The following is a 17992-nucleotide window of genomic DNA, read 5'->3' on the forward strand; positions in this document are numbered from 1 at the left end:
GGGTTTTGCCGCCTAATTGGGCAGTCAGCGAACTTCGCCTTGGCGCAGCCTTTAGGTGCGGCTCGAAGCCCTCTTGCCCTTTTCGCCAATCCGCCTGACCTTGCGCGGCATACGAAGGGGAAGAATTTCATGGCCGTAACCCGCGACACTATTCTTGAACTCTTGGCTGGCATTGCGCTGCCGGGCGGGGGCAGCCTGACCTCGCGCGATTTGATTCGTGCGCTCGTGGTCGATGAAACGCCCGCAGGCTTTGCGATCCGCTTCGTCATCGAGGCCCCAACGCCGGACGAAGCCCGCGCCTTTGGACCTGCCCAAGCGCAGGCCGAGGCGGCGCTGAAGGCGCTGCCCGGTGTCGCTCAGGTCTCGGTGGTGATGACAGCGCATGGCCCGGCCAAGAAAGAGCCGCCGCCGCAGCTGAAGATCGGCGGGCACCCCAAGCCGCAAGAGGGCGGGCCGCAGCAGATCTCGGGCATCGCGAGCATCATCGCCGTCGGCAGTGGCAAGGGCGGGGTGGGCAAATCCACCGTTTCCTCGAACCTCGCCGTGGCTCTGGCACGACAAGGCCGCAAAGTTGGGCTTCTCGATGCTGATATCCTTGGCCCCAGCCAAGCCAAGATGATGGGCGTGACCGTGCGCCCCGCCAGCCCCGACGGCCAGACCATCGAGCCGCCGCAAGCGCATGGTGTTACCATGATGTCGCTGGGCTTGATGTTGCGTGAAGATGAGGCGGTGATCTGGCGCGGCCCGATGCTGATGGGCGCGCTCCAGCAGCTTCTCGGCCAAGTGAACTGGGGCACGCTGGATGTGCTGATCATCGACCTGCCGCCCGGCACTGGCGATGTGCAGCTGACCTTGTGCCAAAAGACCAAGCTCACCGGCGCGATTGTGGTTTCGACCCCGCAGGACGTGGCGCTGCTCGATGCGCGCAAGGCGATCGACATGTTCGCCAAGCTCAAAACCCCGGTGCTGGGGCTCATTGAGAATATGTCGACCTATATCTGTCCCAATTGCGGGCATGAGGATCATATCTTCGGTCACGGCGGCGTCGCAGCCGAGGCCAAGAAGCTTGATCTGCCCTTCCTTGGCGCGCTGCCCCTGGCTTTGGATGTGCGCTTGGCGGGCGACAGTGGCACGCCGATCGCGGCGGGCGACGGCCCCCATGCCGAGGCCTATGCCACGCTGGCAAACCGCCTCATCGCGGGCGGCATCGCCTGACAAGCGCTCCGCCTGTACTTACTGACTGTACTTACTGACTGTCTCAGCGCCTCGCCTGCTTTTCGGGCGGGGCGTTTTTCTTTGCCCTCTTCCGCGCGGGGCGGGGCAGGGGCGGTCTAGAGTTCCCCATCGTCCGAATCACGCACCGATCACGGGGCGGTGATTCTGGAATCGCCTCCGCCTGCGAATCGCCGCTCACGGGATTTCACGGGAACGAGTGCCGATTCTCGCCCTTCGGCGCCCGATTCTCGGGCTGGTCGCGCCAAACGACCCCCCTGCAAGATGTGATATTTCTGCAATTCCCCGGATGACTTGCAGAAAAATGGGATTGGATGGGAAAAACTGGTCCGTCACATTTGGCACCATATCTAGAGGCACACGCTGGCGTGATCCCTAAGGATAGCTCTGTGAGCTCCGAATCTCCCCGCCAAGTCGATTCTTTTGGCCAAAAGTGATCGGCGATTCAGGGGTTGCGTCCCGAAAAATCCCTTGCCATCCCATCGCGTCCCGTGCGATCCCTTCATCACGGAAGATGAGATGGGCAAATAAAAACGCTGGGGCGGCAACAAGACCCCGAACAAGGCGATAGGCAGCTTCATACAGGCAGCCCCTTTCATCCGACGCAACACAGATCCGGCGCGCGCGCGAGCAGACATCTCCCCCAGGTGGCACGCGTAGCTGGACGCCCCAGCGATGGGACAGAGGGCGGATCGGGAAGTGGCAGCAACCCGGTCCGCCCATTTTCATTCGCCGGGATTGATGAAGTTTTTTGGTAAAGGCCACGGGACAGATGGCTGAGGCATTCAGAGGCGAGATTCACCAGTCGGTGGATAAGAAGGCCCGGGTTTCGATCCCGGCGGCCTTCCGTCGCATTCTGGACGCAGACGATCTCCAAAAAGGTGACAAGGGCGGGGCCCGGCTGTACATGGTCTACGGCGGCAAAGCGCGCCGTTTTGTTGAATGTTATTCGAAGGCTGGCGCGGATGCTCTGGCCGCGCGTATCGAGGCTATGGAGCTTGGCTCGCCCGAACGTGACCGCGCCGAGCGCGACTTGATCTCCCGTTCCGTCATGGTCGAGATTGAACCCGATGGCCGCATTGTCTTGCCGCAAAAGGTGCGCGAGAAGATGGGCTTTCTTGGCGCCGACCTGACCACCCATGGTGGCGAGGCGGTTTTCGCCGGGGCCACCAACCGCTTCAAGCTTTACCGCGCCGAGGTCTATGCGGCCGAGCAAGAAGACGAAGATGATGATGATGTTGATCCGCTGACCCTGGTGGGCCGCGCGTCGCGTATGGGGTAAGCCAATGACTGCCACTGCCATGGCTTCCGATCCTCACATCCCGGTTCTCCTGACGCCCTTGCTGGCGGCTGTGGCCCCCGTTGCGGGCACTTGGGTCGATGGCACCTTTGGTGCGGGCGGCTATGCACGCGGTCTTGTGGCCGCTGGCGCAGATCATGTCATCGGCATCGATCGCGATCCTTTGGCGCATGAAATGGCGGCGAAATGGCTGCCCGAGATGCCCGCTATCTCGCTGAAACTCGGCACCTTTTCCAATCTCGATGATCTGGCAGGCGCGCAGCTTGACGGCGTGGTCTTGGACCTTGGCGTCTCCTCCATGCAGCTTGATCTGGCCGAGCGGGGCTTTTCCTTCATGAAGGACGGCCCCCTCGACATGCGGATGTCGCAAGACGGCCCCTCGGCCGCAGATTTCGTCAACACCGCCGCCGAGGCGGATATCGCCGATGTGCTTTACCATTACGGCGAAGAGCATGCCTCGCGCCGCATCGCCCGCGCCATCGTGGCCGAGCGTCTGAAAGATCCGATCACCAATACCCTGCGGCTGGCCGAGATCATCGCCCGCCAATTGCCGCGCCCCAAACCCGGTCAAAGCCATCCCGCGACCCGCAGCTTCCAAGCCATCCGCATCGCGGTCAACGCCGAGTTCACCGAACTGGCCGAAGGACTTGCCGCCGCCGAGCGCGCGCTGAAACCCGGCGGCAAGCTCGCCGTGGTGACCTTCCACAGCCTTGAAGACCGCATCGTCAAACGCTTCTTCCAGGCCGCCTCTGGCCAAGAGCCCTCGGCCAACCGCTACGCCCCCGAAGCCGCCACCGTGACCGCGCGCTTCAAGATGGTGTCGCGCAAAGCCATTGCCGCCTCGGATGAGGAAATCGCCGCCAACCCGCGCTCGCGCAGCGCCAAATTGCGCGTCGGCATCCGCACCGATGCCCCCGCCAAAACCATCGAACACGCTGATCTCGGATTGCCTTCCTTCAGCCGCAAAGGACGCCGCTGATGCGCCCCGTGCTTTATGTTCTGACCTTTCTGGGCCTGATCGCGCTTGGCTTTTGGGCCTACCGCGAGAATTACGCCACTCAAGCCGCTTTGCGCGAAGTGCGCGGCTTGCAAAATGAGATCGCCAATCTGCGCGAAGCGCTCTCCGTCCAGCGCGCCGAATGGGCCTATCTCAACCGCCCCGAGCGGCTGCGCGATCTTGCCGGTCTGAACTTTGACACGCTCAAACTCTTGCCGATGGAGCCGCAGCAATTCGGCGCCGTCGCCCAAGTCGTGATGCCGGTCCCCGAGATCGCGCCGATCACCGGTCCGATCGACAGCCTCAGCGGCATGGCCGCCGTCGATGACAATATCGCCGATCAGGTCGAAGCAATCGTCGCCACCGCCGCAGGGGAGGGGCTCTAAGATGCGCACTCCGCTTCGCCCGCTTGCCCGTGTGTTGCGCGCCCGCGCCGATGGCTCCAACCCCGATCTGATCGAGCGCGAGAACATCCACAACCGCCAGCAGGCGATGCAAGAGCGCACCCATTCGCGCGCCGCCGCACGTTTGGGCCTGATGGCGGCCTGTTTTGCCTCCTTCTTCGTGCTCATCGGGGTGCGGATGGGCCATTTGGCCAATACCGAACCGATGGAGCCGGTCGCCTCGGCTCCGGGTGCCGAGATCGTGGCGCAGCGTGCCGATATCGTGGACCGCAACGGTCGGCTTCTCGCCACCAATATGACCACCCATGCGCTTTACGCGCATCCGCATGATATGGTGGACCCCAAAGGCACGGCTCAGGCCTTGGCCGAGATCTTCCCCGATCTCAAAGCCGATGCTTTGGAGCGTCGCTTCACTGACGGTCGCCGCTTCGTCTGGATCCGCAAGGTGATGTCGCCCGAGCAGATGCAATTGGTGCATGACATCGGCGATCCGGGCCTGCTCTTCGGCCCGCGTGAGATGCGGCTTTACCCCAATGGCAACCTGCTCGCCCATGTCTTGGGCGGCTATTCCTTCGGCGCCGAGGGCGTGCATTCGGCCGAGGTCATCGGCACCGCTGGGATTGAGAAGGCAATGGATGCGCGGCTGCGCGACCCCGCCCAAGGCGGTGAGCCTTTGCAGCTCTCCATCGATCTCACCGTGCAGGCCACCGTGGAAGAGGTGCTGCAAGCCGGCATCACTGCGCTTGATGCCAAGGGCGGTGCGGCGATCATCATGGATGTCTATTCCGGCGAGGTCATCGCTCTGGCCTCGGCCCCGACCTTTGACCCCAACAACCGCCCCGTGCCGCTGATCGGCAAGAATGACGAAGCCTCGGACAGCCCGCTTTTCAACCGCGCTGTGCAGGGCGTCTACGAACTTGGCTCGACCTTTAAGATCTTCGCCGCCGCGCAGGCGATGGAGCTTGGCCTTGTGAACCCCGACACTTTGGTCGATGCCAATGCGCCGATGGTCTGGGGCAAGCACCGGATCAAAGAGTTTGAGGGCAAGAATTACGGCCCCCTCCTGACCGTGACCGATGTGATCGGCAAATCCTCCAACGTCGGCACCGCCAGTATCGCGCTGATGATCGGTGGCGTGCGCCAGCAGGCTTTCTTCAAATCTCTCGGCCTCTTTGACCCCCTGCCCATCGAACTGGTCGAGGCTCCCGGCGCCAAGCCTTTGATCCCGAAGAAATGGCCCGATATCGTCACCATCACCGCCTCTTACGGTCACGGCATGTCGGCCAGTCCGATGCACCTTGCCGCAGCCTATGCGGCCATTGGCAACGGCGGCATCTATGTCAAACCCACGTTGATCAAACAGACTGCCGCCGCCAAAGGCACCCGCGTGCTGTCCGAAAAAGTCGCCCGCGACTCGGTTGATATGCTGCGCGGCGTGGTCACCACCGGCACCGCCAGCCTGGCCGAGGTGCCCGGCTATGAGGTCGGCGGCAAAACCGGCACCGCCGATAAGCCCAAACGCACCGGCGGCTATTATAAAGACAAAGTGATCAACACCTTCGCCTCGGTCTTCCCAGCCTCCGCGCCGCGCTATGTCGTGCTTGTCACGCTGGACGAGCCGGTCGACAGCACCGGCCCGAAGCCCAAACGCACCGCCGGTTGGACCGCTGTGCCGGTCACGGCCGAGATCATCCGGCGCACCGCGCCCTTGATGGGCCTCCGTCCCAAGGTTGAACTCGCCCAAGAAACCACGCTAACAGCCTCAAGCAACTGATGGTGTGAATGGCAGAAACGGGGGCCGGTGTGGCAGGTTTGAAGCGGTTGAATGATCTGGGGCTCAACGCCCGCGAAGGCCGCAACCCAGAGCTCAGCGGCATCACCGCCGACAGCCGTGCCGTGCGTCCGGGCATGCTCTTCGCGGCTTTGCCGGGCTCTTTGCGCCATGGTGCCGATTTCATCGCCACCGCGGTAGAGCAAGGCGCCGCCGCCATCCTGACCGACCCAATGGGAGCGGTGATCGGCGCCGAGGCGATCGGTCTCAATGATGTGGCCCTCGTCGTCGTCAAAGACCCGCGTGAGGCTTTGGCCTATGCCGCGGCTTTGTGGTTCGGCGCCCAGCCCGAGACGATGGTCGCCGTCACCGGCACCAATGGCAAAACCTCCGTCGCCACCTTCACCCGGCAGATCTGGACCGCGCTTGGCCATGCCGCGATCAACATCGGCACCACCGGGGTTGAAGGCGCTTGGTCCGCACCCTCTTCGCACACCACCCCCGATCCGATGACGCTGCACCGCATGCTCTCGGATGCCGCCGGGGCTGGCGTCACCCATGCTGCGATGGAGGCCTCGAGCCACGGGCTCGACCAGCGCCGCTTGGAAGGCGTGCGCCTCAAAGCCGCCGGTTTCACCAATCTCACCCAAGACCATCTCGACTATCACCACACGATGGAGGCCTATTTCGAGGCCAAAGCCGGGCTCTTCACCCGCCTTCTGCCCGATGAGGCGGTGGCCGTGGTCAATCTCGACGGCGCGCATGGCTCCGAGATCGCCGAGCTGGCGCTGGAGACCGGGTTTGAGCTGCTTTGCGTGGGCAAAGGGCAGGGGGCTGATCTGCAAATCGCCGCCACGCGACCCGATGCCACCGGGCAAGAGGTCCGCTTCATCTGGCACGGCGACCCGAATGCCCCGCAGGTGTTCCAGACCCGGCTCAACCTCATTGGAGCCTTCCAAGCCGAAAACGTGGCGCTGGCCGCAGGCCTTGCCATCGGCGCCGGGGCATCGCCGCGTGCCGTGCTCAGCTGCCTGCCGCAACTCACCGGGGTGCGGGGCCGGATGGAACTGGCCGCCACACGGCAAAACGGCGCCGCCGTCTTCGTCGATTACGCCCATACTCCGGATGCGCTGGAAACCGCTCTGCGCGCCTTGCGCCCGCATGTGATGGGCCGGATCATCGTGGTCTTCGGCGCGGGCGGCGACCGCGACACCACCAAGCGGCCCTTGATGGGCGCTGCCGCCCGCGACAATGCCGATGTGCTCTTTGTCACCGATGACAACCCGCGCTCCGAAGAGCCCGCCGCGATCCGCGCTGCCATCCTCGCCGCCTGTCCCGAAGCCACTGAGGTCGGCGACCGCGCCGAAGCCATCCTGCGCGCCGTCGATGCTTTGCAACCCGGCGACGCGCTCCTCATCGCCGGAAAGGGCCACGAATCCGGCCAAACCATCCAAGGCAATGTCTTCCCCTTCGATGATGTCGAGCAAGCCTCGATCGCCGTCGCCGCCCTAGACGGCCTGATCTGATGGCAAGCCCGACCCTTACCCCTTTCATCTTGACGGAAATACTCTCGGGGGTACGCCATTTGGTTCGCCATTGGTTCGAGAAACAAATGGCGTGGGGGGGCAGACAGCCCCCCGCGGCCTGCCACAAGGTGCCGAAATGACCCTCTGGACCGCAACAGAAGCCGCCGAAGCCACCCAAGGCCGCGCCACGCAAGACTGGCGCGCCACTGGCGTCTCCATCGACACCCGCAGCTTGCAAAAGGGCGATCTCTTCGTCGCGCTGAAAGACATCCGCGACGGCCATGATTTCGTGGCGCAGGCGCTTGAGAAGGGCGCCGCCGCCGCGCTCGTCTCCCGCATCCCCGAGGGCCTTTCCCCCGATGCGCCACTCCTTATTGTGGATGACGTGCTCGAAGGCCTCAGCCGCCTCGGCGCCGCTGGCCGCGCGCGCGCAAAGGCCCGCGTTGTCGCGATCACCGGCTCGGTCGGCAAGACCTCGACCAAGGAAATGCTGCGCGCCATCCTCTCCGGCCAAGGCAAAGTCCATGCCGCCGAGGCGAGCTACAACAATCATTGGGGCGTGCCACTCACCCTCGCCCGCCTGCCGCAAGACGCCGATTTCGCTGTGATCGAGATCGGGATGAGCAACCCCGGTGAGATCGCGCCCCTGGCCCAACTCGCCCGCCCGCATGTCGCGATGATCACCACCATCGCGCCCGCGCATCTGGCCGCCTTTGAAAACATCGACGGCATCGCGGATGAAAAAGCCAGCATCTTCACCGGGCTAGAGCCTGAAGGCCAAGCCATCATCAATGCCGATCTTTCGACCTCGGCCCGCATGATCGCCGCCGCGCCCCAGAACACCGTCACCTTCGGCACCGCCAAATCCGCCGCTTGGCATCTCGACAGCGCCACCCCGGCGGGGGAGGCGACGGTCTGCCGCGGAACCTCACCGCAAGGCCCGCTCCTTTATAAGGTCGCCACACCCGGCAAGCATTTCGCGCTGAATGCGCTTGGCGCTTTGGCCGCTGCCGCTGCGCTTGGCGCGGATCCGGTGATCTCGGCACATGACATTGGCCGCTGGGCCCCGCCCGCCGGTCGCGGCACCCGCGAACGCATCCTCCTTGACCAAGTCGATGAGACCTTCTTCGACCTCATCGATGACGCCTTCAACGCCAACCCGGTCTCGCTCGCCGCCGCGCTCGACGTGCTGATCGCCACTGAGCCGACCCATGGCATTGGCCGTGTCGGCAATGGCCGCCGCATCGCCATCTTGGGCGATATGCTAGAGCTTGGCCCCGATGAGATCGCCATGCACCGCGCCGTCGCCCGCCATCCGGGCCTTGCCAAAATCACCACGATTCACTGTGTCGGCCCGCGCATGCACGCGCTTTACGAGACGCTCCCCCGCGCCCAACGCGGCATTTGGGTCGAAACCGCAGCCGAGATCGCCCCGCAAGCCCGCCAGCTTTTCGATGCGGGTGATATCGTGCTTGTGAAGGGCTCCAAAGGCTCAAAAGTCAGCCTCGTCGTTGACCAGATGCGCAAACTCGGCCAGAGAGCCGCCCCAATGGAAGGGACAGAATAATGCTATACTGGCTTGCGGATCTTGGAGATGACGGCGGCTTCTTTAACCTTTTTCGCTACATCACCTTTCGCGCTGGTGGAGCCTTCGCCACGGCCTTGATCTTCGGCTTCCTCTTCGGGCGCCCTTTGATCGATTTTCTGCGCCGCAAACAGGGCAAGGGCCAGCCGATCCGCGATGATGGCCCGCAAAGCCATCTTGCCAAATCCGGCACGCCGACGATGGGCGGGCTTTTGATCCTGTCGGCGCTGATGGTCTCGACGCTGCTCTGGGCGCGGCTTGATGTGCCCTATGTCTGGATCGTCATTCTGGTGACTTTGGCCTTTGGCCTCATTGGTTTTGCCGATGACTATGCCAAAGTGACCAAGCAAAACACCAAAGGCGTGTCCTCGCGGGTGCGGATGGTGCTTGGCTTGATCATCGCCGGTCTTGCCAGCTACGCCGCCGCCATGTTCCACCCCGAGGGGCTGACCCACCAGCTGGCCTTGCCCTTCTTCAAGGATGCTTTGGTCAATCTTGGCGTCTTCTTCGTGCCCTTTGGCATGATCGTGATCGTCGGCGCCGCCAATGCGGTGAACCTGACCGATGGCTTGGACGGTCTGGCGATCATGCCGGTGATGATCGCCGCTGCAACTTTGGGCATCATTGCTTATGCCGTCGGCAACGCCGTCTATTCCAACTACCTCGGTGTGCATTTCGTCCCCGGCACTTCCGAGTTTCTGGTCTTCGCCGCAGCGCTCTTTGGCGGTGGTCTTGGCTTTTTGTGGTACAACGCCCCTCCGGCAGCCGTCTTCATGGGCGACACCGGCAGCCTCGCGCTTGGCGGCGCTTTGGGTGCCATCGCCGTCTGCACCAAACATGAGATCGTTTTGGCCATCGTCGGCGGCCTCTTTGTGGTCGAGGCGCTCTCGGTCATCATCCAAGTGCTTTATTACAAGCGCACCAAGAAGCGCATCTTCTTGATGGCGCCGATCCACCACCATTTTGAGAAAAAAGGCTGGGCCGAGCCGCAAATCGTGATCCGCTTTTGGATCATCTCGCTGATCCTTGCCGCGATCGGCCTTGCCACGCTGAAGGTTCGCTAAGCGCCAAGCCGCGCGATCAGGCCAAAAGAAAACCCCGCCTCAAAAGGGCGGGGTTTTTCGTTTCAGCGCGCAGCATCGGCCAAAGAGCAGGGCTGCAATCTCTCGCAGCCCCTTTCTTCGCAAACCGATCAGCCGGTGACGCAATCCGAGGTCGCAATCACAGCATCACGGGTGCCGCCCAGATCAAGATGCGCAACCTCACCGGCTTCGTTCGAGACGATCAGGCTGTTCTTCGTGGCCAGATCGACGAAGAAATCCTCATTCTCCACCATCACCAAAATGCCACCCAGATCGCCGGTGTTCATGCCATGGCCATCGGCCGTCCAAGGCTGACCGTCGATGTCGAAGGTCATCGGATAGACCTCACCTTCGGTGATATCGGTCCAGTCGCCGTTGAAGACGGTGAAGAAGGCGGCATCCTCGGAAATGTCATAGCCCAGTTGGACGATCGAGCCATCTTCAAAGGCCGAGGTCATATAGCAGCCGCCGCCCATGCTGGCGTCGCGGTAAATCTCCCAGCCGCCGGCCTCGCCGACCAGCTCTTGCGCCGAGGCTGCCGAGAAGCTGGCGGCGAAAAGGGCTGCGGCACCAAGCGCGCTGAATTTAAAAGTCATGAAATTCGTCTCCTCTATGGACGAGGCAATCTATCCCATTCTCGTCACAGTTGCGCAACATGTTCACTTTCTTCTTTCGCTGCCAAGCAGCAAATAATGCGCAACCGCGCCCCGCGCCGCCGTCCCGATGGTTCCGTGTCGCACTGCGCCCCGGCTCGGATCACGCGCGCGCCCCCTTTTCCTTTTCCGGCCCCTCCCATAAATCTAGGCGCGCACAGCAAGGAAGCGATCATGATCCCTGTCATCGGCTATAAAGGCGCTAAAGTTGCCGTTCTCGGTCTTGGCCGTTCGGGTCTGGCCACGGCCAAGGCGCTGCGCGCCGGCGGGGCAGAGCCGCTTCTCTGGGACGACAGCGCCGAGGCCCGCGCCGCGGCCGAGGCCGAGGGGCTGAGCCTTACCGATCTCACCCGCAATGCCGCTTTTGAGGGCGTGGCCGCCCTCATCACCAGCCCCGGCATCCCGCATCTCTACCCCCATGCGCATCCGGTGATCGCCCGCGCGCTGGAACTGGGCGTGCCGGTTGATAATGACATTGGGCTTTTCTTCCAAAGCTGGGCGCGGCCCGAATGGGACAATTTCGAGACCCCGCCGCGCGCCGTCGCTGTGACCGGATCAAACGGCAAATCCACGACCACCGCGCTGATCCATCACATCCTGCAAGCGGCTGGAAAACCCAGCCAAATGGCCGGCAATATCGGCAAAGGCGTGCTCTCGATCGACCCGCCCGAGGATGGCGAGGTGGTGGTGTTGGAACTTTCCAGCTACCAGACCGAGCTCGCCCGCGCGCTTACCCCCGATGTTGCGGTCTTCACCAATCTCTCGCCCGATCACTTGGATCGTCACAACGGCCCCGGCGGCTATTTCGCCGCCAAGCGCCGCCTCTTCGCCGAAGGCGGGCCGGACCGCGCGGTGATCGGCGTGGATGAGATCGAGGGGCGGTTCCTTGCCGGCCAAATGGCGCAGGGGCCGAGTGATGATCGGGTGATCCGCATCTCCTCGGGCCAAAAGCTCGAAGGCTTCGGCTGGTCGGTCTTTGCCCGCAAAGGCTTCTTGGCCGAATGGCGCAAGGGCAAGCAGGTGGCGTCCATCGATCTGCGCAGCATTAAGGGCCTGCCGGGGGCGCATAACCACCAAAACGCTTGTGCGGCCTACGCCGCGACCCGCGCCTTGGGGCTGGCACCGAAACTGATCGAAGAGGCGCTGCACAGCTTTGCCGGCCTGCCGCATCGCAGCCAACTCGTGGGCGAGAAAGCGGGCGTGCGCTTTATCAATGACAGCAAGGCGACCAATGTGGATTCGGCCGCTAAGGCCCTGCAAGCCTTCCCGAAAATCCGCTGGATCGCCGGGGGCATGGGCAAAGAGGGCGGCATCGCAGCCCTTGCGCCGCATCTCGGCTCGGTGGTGAAAGCCTATCTCATCGGCCATTCCGCCCCTGATTTCGCGCTGCAACTGGGCCAAACGCCCTATGAGATCTGCGAGACAATGGAGCGCGCCACCGCCCGCGCCGCCGAAGATGCGCAAGTGGGTGAGGTGGTGCTCCTCGCCCCCGCCGCCGCCAGCTTTGACCAATACCCCAACTTTGAGAAACGCGGCGAAGACTTCACCGCCCGCGTCGCCGCACTCTTGGCCTAACCGGATCCAATGGCGCGGCTATCGCCGCAAGCTTTTTCTCTCGCCTCTGCGCCTGCGGCGCAACCGGCGAGGGGGGCCTCCGGCGGGGATATTTAGAATTCTGAAAGAAATGAAAGAACTCTTAATTCTTTCAGAACTTAAATATCCTCGGGGGGTTCAAGGGGGGCGGAAGCCCCCCGTTCTGTTTGAAAGACTTCGGCGAGGAAGCCTTTGGCGGCCTATTTGATCGCGCAAACCCAAAGCTTTTCATCTTCACCAAGCCTTGTGCGCATTGCCCTGCATTGTCGCTAGCCATGGATCGGGAATGCCGCTAGACTTCCCGAAAGAGCTCGGGGGGAACATCCGGGCCAGAGGCAGTATAAATCGAGGCGGCTCCCCATGACTGAAATGGTCTATGGATCTTCACCTGTTCCGGTCACGGAGCCGGTGCTCCCGCGCTGGTGGCGCACCATCGATAAATGGACGCTCACGTCGATTTTCGTGCTCTTTGGCCTTGGGCTTTTGCTGGGGCTTGCGGCCTCGGTGCCGCTGGCAAGCCGCAACGGACTTGAGCCATTTTACTATGTCCAAAAGCAGGCGATGTTTGGCTGCATGGGCTTGGCGGTGATGATTTCCGTCTCGATGATGTCACCCGGCAATGTCCGCCGTCTGGGCGTTTTGGGCTTTGTCTGCGCGATGATCTTGGTCATGGCTTTGCCCTTCGTGGGCGAGGATCACGGCAAGGGGGCGGTCCGCTGGCTCTCGATCGGCGGATTTTCGCTGCAACCGTCCGAGTTCCTGAAGCCCGGTTTCGTCGTGGTCAGCGCCTGGCTGATGGCCGCCAGCCAGCAGGTCGGGGGCCCTCCGGGCAAACTTTTGTCCTTTGGGCTTCTGTGCATCGTGGTCGGTTTCCTTGCCATGCAGCCCGACTTTGGCCAATCGGCCTTGGTCCTCTTCTCCTGGGGCGTGATCTATTTCGTCGCCGGTGCGCCGATGATCCTGATCGTTGGGATCACCGGTCTTGTCGCCGGGGGCGGGGTCATCGCCTATGGCGCGTCTGAGCACTTTGCCCGGCGGATTGACGGCTTCCTCTCGCCCGATATCGACCCGCGCACCCAGCTTGGCTATGCCACCAATGCCATCCAAGAGGGCGGCTTCTTTGGCGTTGGCGTCGGCGAGGGCCAGGTGAAATGGTCGCTCCCCGATGCGCATACCGATTTCATCATCGCCGTCGCGGCCGAGGAATATGGCCTGATCTTGGTCCTCATCATTCTGGCGCTGTTCGGCCTTATCGTCGTGCGCTCGCTGGCCCGGCTGATGTCCGAGCAAGACACGTTCACCCGGCTCGCCGGTTCGGGGCTTGCCTGCCTTTTCGGCGTGCAGGCGATGATCAATATGGGCGTGGCGGTGCGGCTTTTGCCCGCCAAAGGCATGACCTTGCCCTTTATCTCTTACGGTGGGTCTTCGCTGATCGCGGCTGGCCTGACGGTCGGCGCGCTTCTGGCCATGACCCGCACCCGGCCCCGCGACCGCATGTCGGATGTGTTCCGGCGGAGCGGGCGCTAAGATGGCACGCGCAAAGCTTCTCTTGATCGCAGCCGGTGGCACGGGCGGGCATATGTTCCCCGCCCAAGCCTTGGCCGAGGCGATGCTGGCGCGCGGCTGGCGGGTGAAGCTCTCCACCGATGAGCGTGGCGCGCGCTATGCGGGCGGCTTCCCACCCGAGGTCACGATAGAGAAAACCGCCTCCGCCACTTTCGCACGGGGCGGGGCGCTGGCGAAACTGATGGTGCCCTTCCGCATCGCGGGGGGCGTGGTGAAAGCCGTCGCCTCGCAGCTGGGCGACAAGCCCGCCGTCACGGTGGGCTTTGGCGGCTATCCGTCGATCCCGGCGCTGAGCGCCGCTTGGCTCCTGCGCCAACCCCGCATGATCCATGAACAAAATGGTGTCCTTGGCCGCGTGAACCAGATCTTCGCGCCGCGCGTCGACCGCATCGCCTGCGGCACTTGGCCGACCGATCTGCCCCAAGGCGTCACCGGCATCCCCACCGGCAATCCGGTGCGCGGCGCCATTCTTGAGCGCGCCCGCGCGCCCTATATCGCCCCCGGCGATTACCCGATGTCGCTTCTTGTCATCGGCGGCAGCCAAGGCGCGCGCATTCTCTCCGATGTCGTCCCCGCCGCCGTCGCCCAGCTGCCGGAAGGCCTCCGCGACAACCTGCGCATCGCCCATCAGGCCCGCAATGAAGATGCCGAGCGCGCCGCAAAGGCCTATGCCGAAGCCGGGGTGCGCGCCGAGATTGCGCCTTTCTTCGCCGACATCCCCCGCCGCCTTTCCGAGGCGCAACTCGTCATCTCGCGCTCGGGCGCCTCTTCCATCGCTGATATCTCTGTCATTGGTCGCCCCTCGATCCTGATCCCCTTCGCCGCCGCCACGGGAGATCACCAAACCGCCAATGCGCGCGGCTTGGCCGATGCCAATGCCGCCGTCCTTATCCCCGAAAACCTGCTTGACGCGCCAAGTCTCGCGGGCCACATCGCCGCGATCCTCGGCAATCCTGAAGCTGCCGAGCAGATGGCGCGCCATGCTTTGTCCGAAGGCAAGCCCGACGCCACCGCCCGCCTTGTTGCCCTAGTTGAAGAGTTGGCAGGAGACCCGACATGAATGCCGCCACCAAATTGCCGCTGGAACTTGGCCCGATCCATTTCGTCGGCATCGGCGGCATCGGCATGTCCGGCATTGCCGAGGTGCTGATCACGCTGGGCTATTCCGTCCAAGGCTCTGACGCCAAAGCCTCAAAAATCACCGACCGTCTGGTGAAACTGGGCGCGCGCTTCTTCGAAGGCCAGCGGGCCGAGAATATCGGCGATGCCGCCGTGATCGTGATCTCCTCGGCGATCAAAAAGGGCAACCCCGAGCTGGAAGAGGCGCGCCGCCGCAAGCTTCCCGTCGTCCGCCGCGCCGAGATGCTGGCGGAACTCATGCGCCTGCGCTCCAACATCGCCGTGGCAGGCACGCATGGCAAAACCACCACCACCACGATGGTGGCGACGCTTCTCGACAAGGGCGGCTTTGACCCCACCGTCATCAACGGCGGCGTGATCCATGCTTATGGCTCCAACGCCCGCGCCGGAGCAGGGGAGTGGATGGTGGTTGAGGCTGACGAGTCGGACGGCTCCTTCAACCGCCTGCCCGCGACCATCGCCATCGTCACCAATATCGACCCCGAGCATATGGAGCATTGGGGCAATATCGAAGCTTTGCGCAAAGGCTTTGTCGATTTCGTCTCCAACATCCCCTTCTACGGCGTCGCGGTTTGCTGCACCGACCACCCCGAGGTGCAGGCCCTTGTCGGCCGCATCACCGACCGCCGCATCCTGACCTTCGGCTTCAACGCCCAAGCTGATGTGCGCGCGGTGAACCTTACCTTCGACGGCGCCACCTCGAAGTTCGACATCCTTTTGCAAGCCGAAGGCGAAGAGTCCCGCATCGAGGGCTGCACCCTGCCGATGCCCGGCCAACACAACGTCTCGAACGCTCTGTCCGCCGTCGCCGTTGCGCGCCATCTGGGCATGAAGCGTTCCGAGATCCGCGAAGCGCTTGCCGGCTTCGCAGGCGTCAACCGCCGCTTCACCAAAGTTGGGGAAGTCGACGGCGCCACCATCATCGATGATTACGGCCATCACCCGGTGGAAATCGCCGCGGTACTGAAAGCCGCGCGCCAAGCGGTCTCAAATACCCCCGGTGCGCGCGTGATCGCTGTCCACCAGCCGCACCGCTTCTCGCGTCTGGCCAATCTCTTCGAAGATTTCTGCACCTGCTTTAACGAGGCCGATGTCGTCGCGATCACCGATGTCTATGCCGCCGGTGAAGAGCCGATCCCGGGTGCCAATCGCGATGATCTCGTGGCGGGCCTGATCGCCCACGGCCATCGCCACGCCCGCGCCTGCATCGATGAGGCGGATCTCGCCCGCCTCTTCCGCGAGCAAGCCCGTCCCGGCGATATCTTCGTCTGCCTTGGTGCCGGGACGATCAGCACTTGGGCCAATGCTCTGCCGGCCAAGTTGGTCGGTCAGGCCGCCTGACGCATGGAGTTCGCGCTCGTCCTTGCAGTGCTGGCCGTCATCTCTGTGGTGGCCGGGGTCGGAGCTTTTGTCGGTTGGCGGCGCGGACGGCGCCGGTTGGTTCTGGCGGTCATAGGGGTGATCGTGATTGCCGCTGCGATCTTTGCCTATCTCGCCAGCATCGCCACCGGCCATTATCTCTCCGGTCTGCTCGAAACGCTGATCGCGCTGGCGCTTTTGGTAGGGCCGGGGGCTGCAATGGTCATCGGTATTGTTTCCGCCCTCAACCGCTGGGCGGGCTTGGCTCTTTTCGCCCTCTATGGCTTGGGCCTTTTCAGTACCATTGTCGTGATCTGAGACACCCCGAACCCGACCCGTCTTTCTGAGGCGCATAGTTTTCTCTTGCGCCTGATGTCTTTTACTCGTGAGCTTCTTCGATGCTGATCCCTATGACATGCAGCCTCCTTTGGCTGCTGGCCGCCAATTTGATTGCGATGTTGCCCAGTCGTGACCACCATTGGCGCGCGGCCTATGCGCTGATTGCCATTGGCATTCCGCTGGCTGGATGGTTGACCTATACCTCTGGCCCGATCTGGGGGATGCTTTTCGTCGCTGCTGGCGCCAGCCTGCTGCGCTGGCCATTGATCTATGTCTGGCGCTGGTTGCGCGGCTCCCCGCGCGTCTGACTTCGGGCCTTAAGTCTGGGCCTGACTACGGCTCCGCTCCGGCATGTGCGGCTTCGCCCCGCGTCATGCGCAAAGCCATACCTCGGCCATACCTAAGCCATACGTTTTCCAGCTGTGCTTTTCGCAGCTCCCTTGCGGCCCGGACCCGTTCCCGGCTACCAAAGCGCATGAGCACGCAATCCTACACCATGCCCAGCCCTCGCGGCACGCTGACCCCCAATCGCCCGCTGGCCGATCTCACTTGGCTGCGCGTCGGAGGGCCTGCGGATTGGTTCTTCCAACCCGCCGATGCGCAAGATCTTGCTGATTTCCTTAGGGAACTTCCCCCAGAGGTCCCGGTCTTTCCAATGGGCGTCGGCTCCAACCTCATCGTGCGCGATGGTGGCTTGCGCGCCGTGGTGATCCGGCTGGGTCGCGGTTTCAATTCTATTGAAATTCAAGGGGATAAGGTGGTTGTTGGCGCTGCCGCTCTGGACGCCCACGTGGCCCGCAAGGCCGCCGAGGCGGGGCTGGATCTCACCTTCCTGCGCACCATCCCCGGCTCGATCGGCGGGGCGGTGCGGATGAATGCCGGATGCTACGGCCATTACGTCGCTGATTTCCTTGAGGAAATTCAGATCGTCACCCGTGAGGGTGCGCTGCAAACCCTTCCCGCCAGCGCTCTCAACTTCCGCTATCGTCAGTCCGATCTGCCCGAAGGTGCCGTGGTGATCTCCGCCACTTTCCGCGCCCCGGCTGGTGATCCGGCGGCTTTGGCGGCACGGATGGAAGATCAGCTCGCCAAGCGCGATGCCTCACAGCCTACCAAGGATAGATCCGCCGGCTCCACCTTCCGCAACCCCTTGGGTCGCTCCTCCACCGGACAGGCCGATGACACCCATGAGCTGAAGGCTTGGAAGGTGATCGACGACGCCGGTCTGCGCGGCGCCAAGCTTGGTGGCGCGCAAATGTCGCCCAAACATTCCAATTTCTTGATCAACGCCGAGAACGCCACCGCCCAAGATCTCGAAAGCTTGGGCGAAGAGGTGCGAAAAAAGGTTTACGAAAACAGCGGGATCACGTTAGAATGGGAAATCATGCGTGTCGGAGAACACGCGGGCAAATAAAGGGGCAAAATAGCCCCGTGAGGCAGTAAA

The 17992-nt window shown here is 63.1% G+C and carries 16 protein-coding genes; 15 read left to right on the forward strand and 1 reads right to left on the reverse strand.

Annotated elements, in window-relative coordinates; genetic code table 11:
• Nucleotides 1–129: 129 nt before the first annotated feature.
• The 8 genes from Q9295_RS01395 to mraY all read left to right on the forward strand — a co-directional run bounded on the left by Q9295_RS01395 (nt 130) and on the right by mraY (nt 9880).
• Entirely contained in the window at nt 130–1215 is a 1086-nt protein-coding gene (locus Q9295_RS01395) for an Mrp/NBP35 family ATP-binding protein (protein ID WP_306678630.1), read from the forward strand.
• A gap of 790 nt (nt 1216–2005) precedes the next feature.
• Complete coding sequence (locus tag Q9295_RS01400; protein ID WP_306678632.1) at nt 2006–2515, forward strand: division/cell wall cluster transcriptional repressor MraZ; 510 nt, start codon at nt 2006–2008, stop codon at nt 2513–2515.
• Between the two features lie 4 nt (nt 2516–2519).
• Nucleotides 2520–3512, forward strand: coding sequence for a 16S rRNA (cytosine(1402)-N(4))-methyltransferase RsmH (gene rsmH / locus Q9295_RS01405; RefSeq protein ID WP_306678635.1), 993 nt, complete (start codon nt 2520–2522; stop codon nt 3510–3512).
• Nucleotides 3512–3916 (forward strand): cell division protein FtsL, encoded by a 405-nt coding sequence (ftsL, locus tag Q9295_RS01410; protein WP_306678638.1) that lies wholly within the window; start codon nt 3512–3514, stop codon nt 3914–3916. Before rsmH ends, ftsL begins: the two co-directional genes overlap by 1 nt.
• A 1-nt stretch (nt 3917) precedes the next feature.
• Nucleotides 3918–5708, forward strand: coding sequence for a peptidoglycan D,D-transpeptidase FtsI family protein (locus tag Q9295_RS01415; protein ID WP_306678640.1), 1791 nt, complete (start codon nt 3918–3920; stop codon nt 5706–5708).
• Between the two features lie 8 nt (nt 5709–5716).
• Nucleotides 5717–7231 carry a UDP-N-acetylmuramoyl-L-alanyl-D-glutamate--2,6-diaminopimelate ligase gene (locus Q9295_RS01420; protein WP_306678642.1) on the forward strand — a complete coding sequence of 505 codons (1515 nt, stop codon included), beginning with the start codon at nt 5717–5719 and terminating at the stop codon, nt 7229–7231.
• A 136-nt stretch (nt 7232–7367) separates the two neighbouring features.
• The gene (locus tag Q9295_RS01425; protein WP_306678645.1) at nt 7368–8798 is read left to right on the forward strand and encodes a UDP-N-acetylmuramoyl-tripeptide--D-alanyl-D-alanine ligase; all 1431 of its coding nucleotides are present in this window, start codon (nt 7368–7370) and stop codon (nt 8796–8798) included.
• Nucleotides 8798–9880: a phospho-N-acetylmuramoyl-pentapeptide-transferase gene (gene mraY, locus Q9295_RS01430; protein ID WP_306678647.1), complete on the forward strand. Its 1083-nt coding sequence runs from the start codon at nt 8798–8800 to the stop codon at nt 9878–9880. Before Q9295_RS01425 ends, mraY begins: the two co-directional genes overlap by 1 nt.
• Nucleotides 9881–10008: 128 nt before the next feature.
• Here the strand turns inward: mraY and Q9295_RS01435 are convergent, their stop codons facing one another.
• Complete coding sequence (locus tag Q9295_RS01435) at nt 10009–10494, reverse strand: hypothetical protein (RefSeq protein WP_306678649.1); 486 nt, start codon at nt 10492–10494, stop codon at nt 10009–10011.
• Nucleotides 10495–10725: 231 nt separating this feature from the next.
• Here Q9295_RS01435 and murD point away from each other — a divergent pair, with 231 nt between their 5' ends.
• From murD to murB, 7 genes are all read left to right on the forward strand, one after another.
• Nucleotides 10726–12126 carry a UDP-N-acetylmuramoyl-L-alanine--D-glutamate ligase gene (murD, locus tag Q9295_RS01440; protein WP_306678651.1) on the forward strand — a complete coding sequence of 467 codons (1401 nt, stop codon included), beginning with the start codon at nt 10726–10728 and terminating at the stop codon, nt 12124–12126.
• A gap of 378 nt (nt 12127–12504) precedes the next feature.
• Nucleotides 12505–13671, forward strand: a complete 1167-nt coding sequence (locus Q9295_RS01445) for a peptidoglycan glycosyltransferase FtsW (protein ID WP_306678653.1) — start codon at nt 12505–12507, stop codon at nt 13669–13671.
• A gap of 1 nt (nt 13672) precedes the next feature.
• Nucleotides 13673–14770: a UDP-N-acetylglucosamine--N-acetylmuramyl-(pentapeptide) pyrophosphoryl-undecaprenol N-acetylglucosamine transferase gene (locus tag Q9295_RS01450; RefSeq protein WP_306678654.1), complete on the forward strand. Its 1098-nt coding sequence runs from the start codon at nt 13673–13675 to the stop codon at nt 14768–14770.
• Nucleotides 14767–16191, forward strand: a complete 1425-nt coding sequence (gene murC, locus Q9295_RS01455; protein WP_306678657.1) for a UDP-N-acetylmuramate--L-alanine ligase — start codon at nt 14767–14769, stop codon at nt 16189–16191. The genes Q9295_RS01450 and murC overlap by 4 nt, the downstream gene beginning before the upstream one ends.
• A gap of 3 nt (nt 16192–16194) precedes the next feature.
• Nucleotides 16195–16527 (forward strand): hypothetical protein, encoded by a 333-nt coding sequence (locus Q9295_RS01460; protein WP_306678659.1) that lies wholly within the window; start codon nt 16195–16197, stop codon nt 16525–16527.
• A gap of 92 nt (nt 16528–16619) precedes the next feature.
• A complete protein-coding gene (locus Q9295_RS01465) occupies nt 16620–16856 on the forward strand; it encodes a DUF2484 family protein (RefSeq protein WP_306678661.1) in 237 nt (78 codons plus the stop codon).
• Between the two features lie 167 nt (nt 16857–17023).
• Entirely contained in the window at nt 17024–17962 is a 939-nt protein-coding gene (gene murB / locus Q9295_RS01470) for a UDP-N-acetylmuramate dehydrogenase (protein WP_306678663.1), read from the forward strand.
• Nucleotides 17963–17992: the final 30 nt, after the last annotated feature.

The organism is Pseudogemmobacter lacusdianii (assembly GCF_030848395.1).
GTDB lineage: Bacteria > Pseudomonadota > Alphaproteobacteria > Rhodobacterales > Rhodobacteraceae > Pseudogemmobacter > Pseudogemmobacter lacusdianii.

What these genes read in the sequence shown, in the direction of transcription:
- ftsL (WP_306678638.1), top strand. Translation starts at nt 3,512, where the DNA reads ATGCGCCCCGTGCTTTATGTTCTGACCTTTCTGGGCCTGATCGCGCTT.
- mraY (WP_306678647.1), top strand. Translation starts at nt 8,798, where the DNA reads ATGCTATACTGGCTTGCGGATCTTGGAGATGACGGCGGCTTCTTTAAC.
- Q9295_RS01460 (WP_306678659.1), top strand. Translation starts at nt 16,195, where the DNA reads ATGGAGTTCGCGCTCGTCCTTGCAGTGCTGGCCGTCATCTCTGTGGTG.
- Q9295_RS01420 (WP_306678642.1), top strand. Translation starts at nt 5,717, where the DNA reads ATGGCAGAAACGGGGGCCGGTGTGGCAGGTTTGAAGCGGTTGAATGAT.
- Q9295_RS01415 (WP_306678640.1), top strand. Translation starts at nt 3,918, where the DNA reads ATGCGCACTCCGCTTCGCCCGCTTGCCCGTGTGTTGCGCGCCCGCGCC.
- Q9295_RS01425 (WP_306678645.1), top strand. Translation starts at nt 7,368, where the DNA reads ATGACCCTCTGGACCGCAACAGAAGCCGCCGAAGCCACCCAAGGCCGC.
- Q9295_RS01450 (WP_306678654.1), top strand. Translation starts at nt 13,673, where the DNA reads ATGGCACGCGCAAAGCTTCTCTTGATCGCAGCCGGTGGCACGGGCGGG.
- murB (WP_306678663.1), top strand. Translation starts at nt 17,024, where the DNA reads ATGAGCACGCAATCCTACACCATGCCCAGCCCTCGCGGCACGCTGACC.
- Q9295_RS01395 (WP_306678630.1), top strand. Translation starts at nt 130, where the DNA reads ATGGCCGTAACCCGCGACACTATTCTTGAACTCTTGGCTGGCATTGCG.
- murD (WP_306678651.1), top strand. Translation starts at nt 10,726, where the DNA reads ATGATCCCTGTCATCGGCTATAAAGGCGCTAAAGTTGCCGTTCTCGGT.
- murC (WP_306678657.1), top strand. Translation starts at nt 14,767, where the DNA reads ATGAATGCCGCCACCAAATTGCCGCTGGAACTTGGCCCGATCCATTTC.
- Q9295_RS01435 (WP_306678649.1), bottom strand. Translation starts at nt 10,494, where the DNA reads ATGACTTTTAAATTCAGCGCGCTTGGTGCCGCAGCCCTTTTCGCCGCC.
- Q9295_RS01445 (WP_306678653.1), top strand. Translation starts at nt 12,505, where the DNA reads ATGACTGAAATGGTCTATGGATCTTCACCTGTTCCGGTCACGGAGCCG.
- Q9295_RS01465 (WP_306678661.1), top strand. Translation starts at nt 16,620, where the DNA reads ATGACATGCAGCCTCCTTTGGCTGCTGGCCGCCAATTTGATTGCGATG.
- rsmH (WP_306678635.1), top strand. Translation starts at nt 2,520, where the DNA reads ATGACTGCCACTGCCATGGCTTCCGATCCTCACATCCCGGTTCTCCTG.
- Q9295_RS01400 (WP_306678632.1), top strand. Translation starts at nt 2,006, where the DNA reads ATGGCTGAGGCATTCAGAGGCGAGATTCACCAGTCGGTGGATAAGAAG.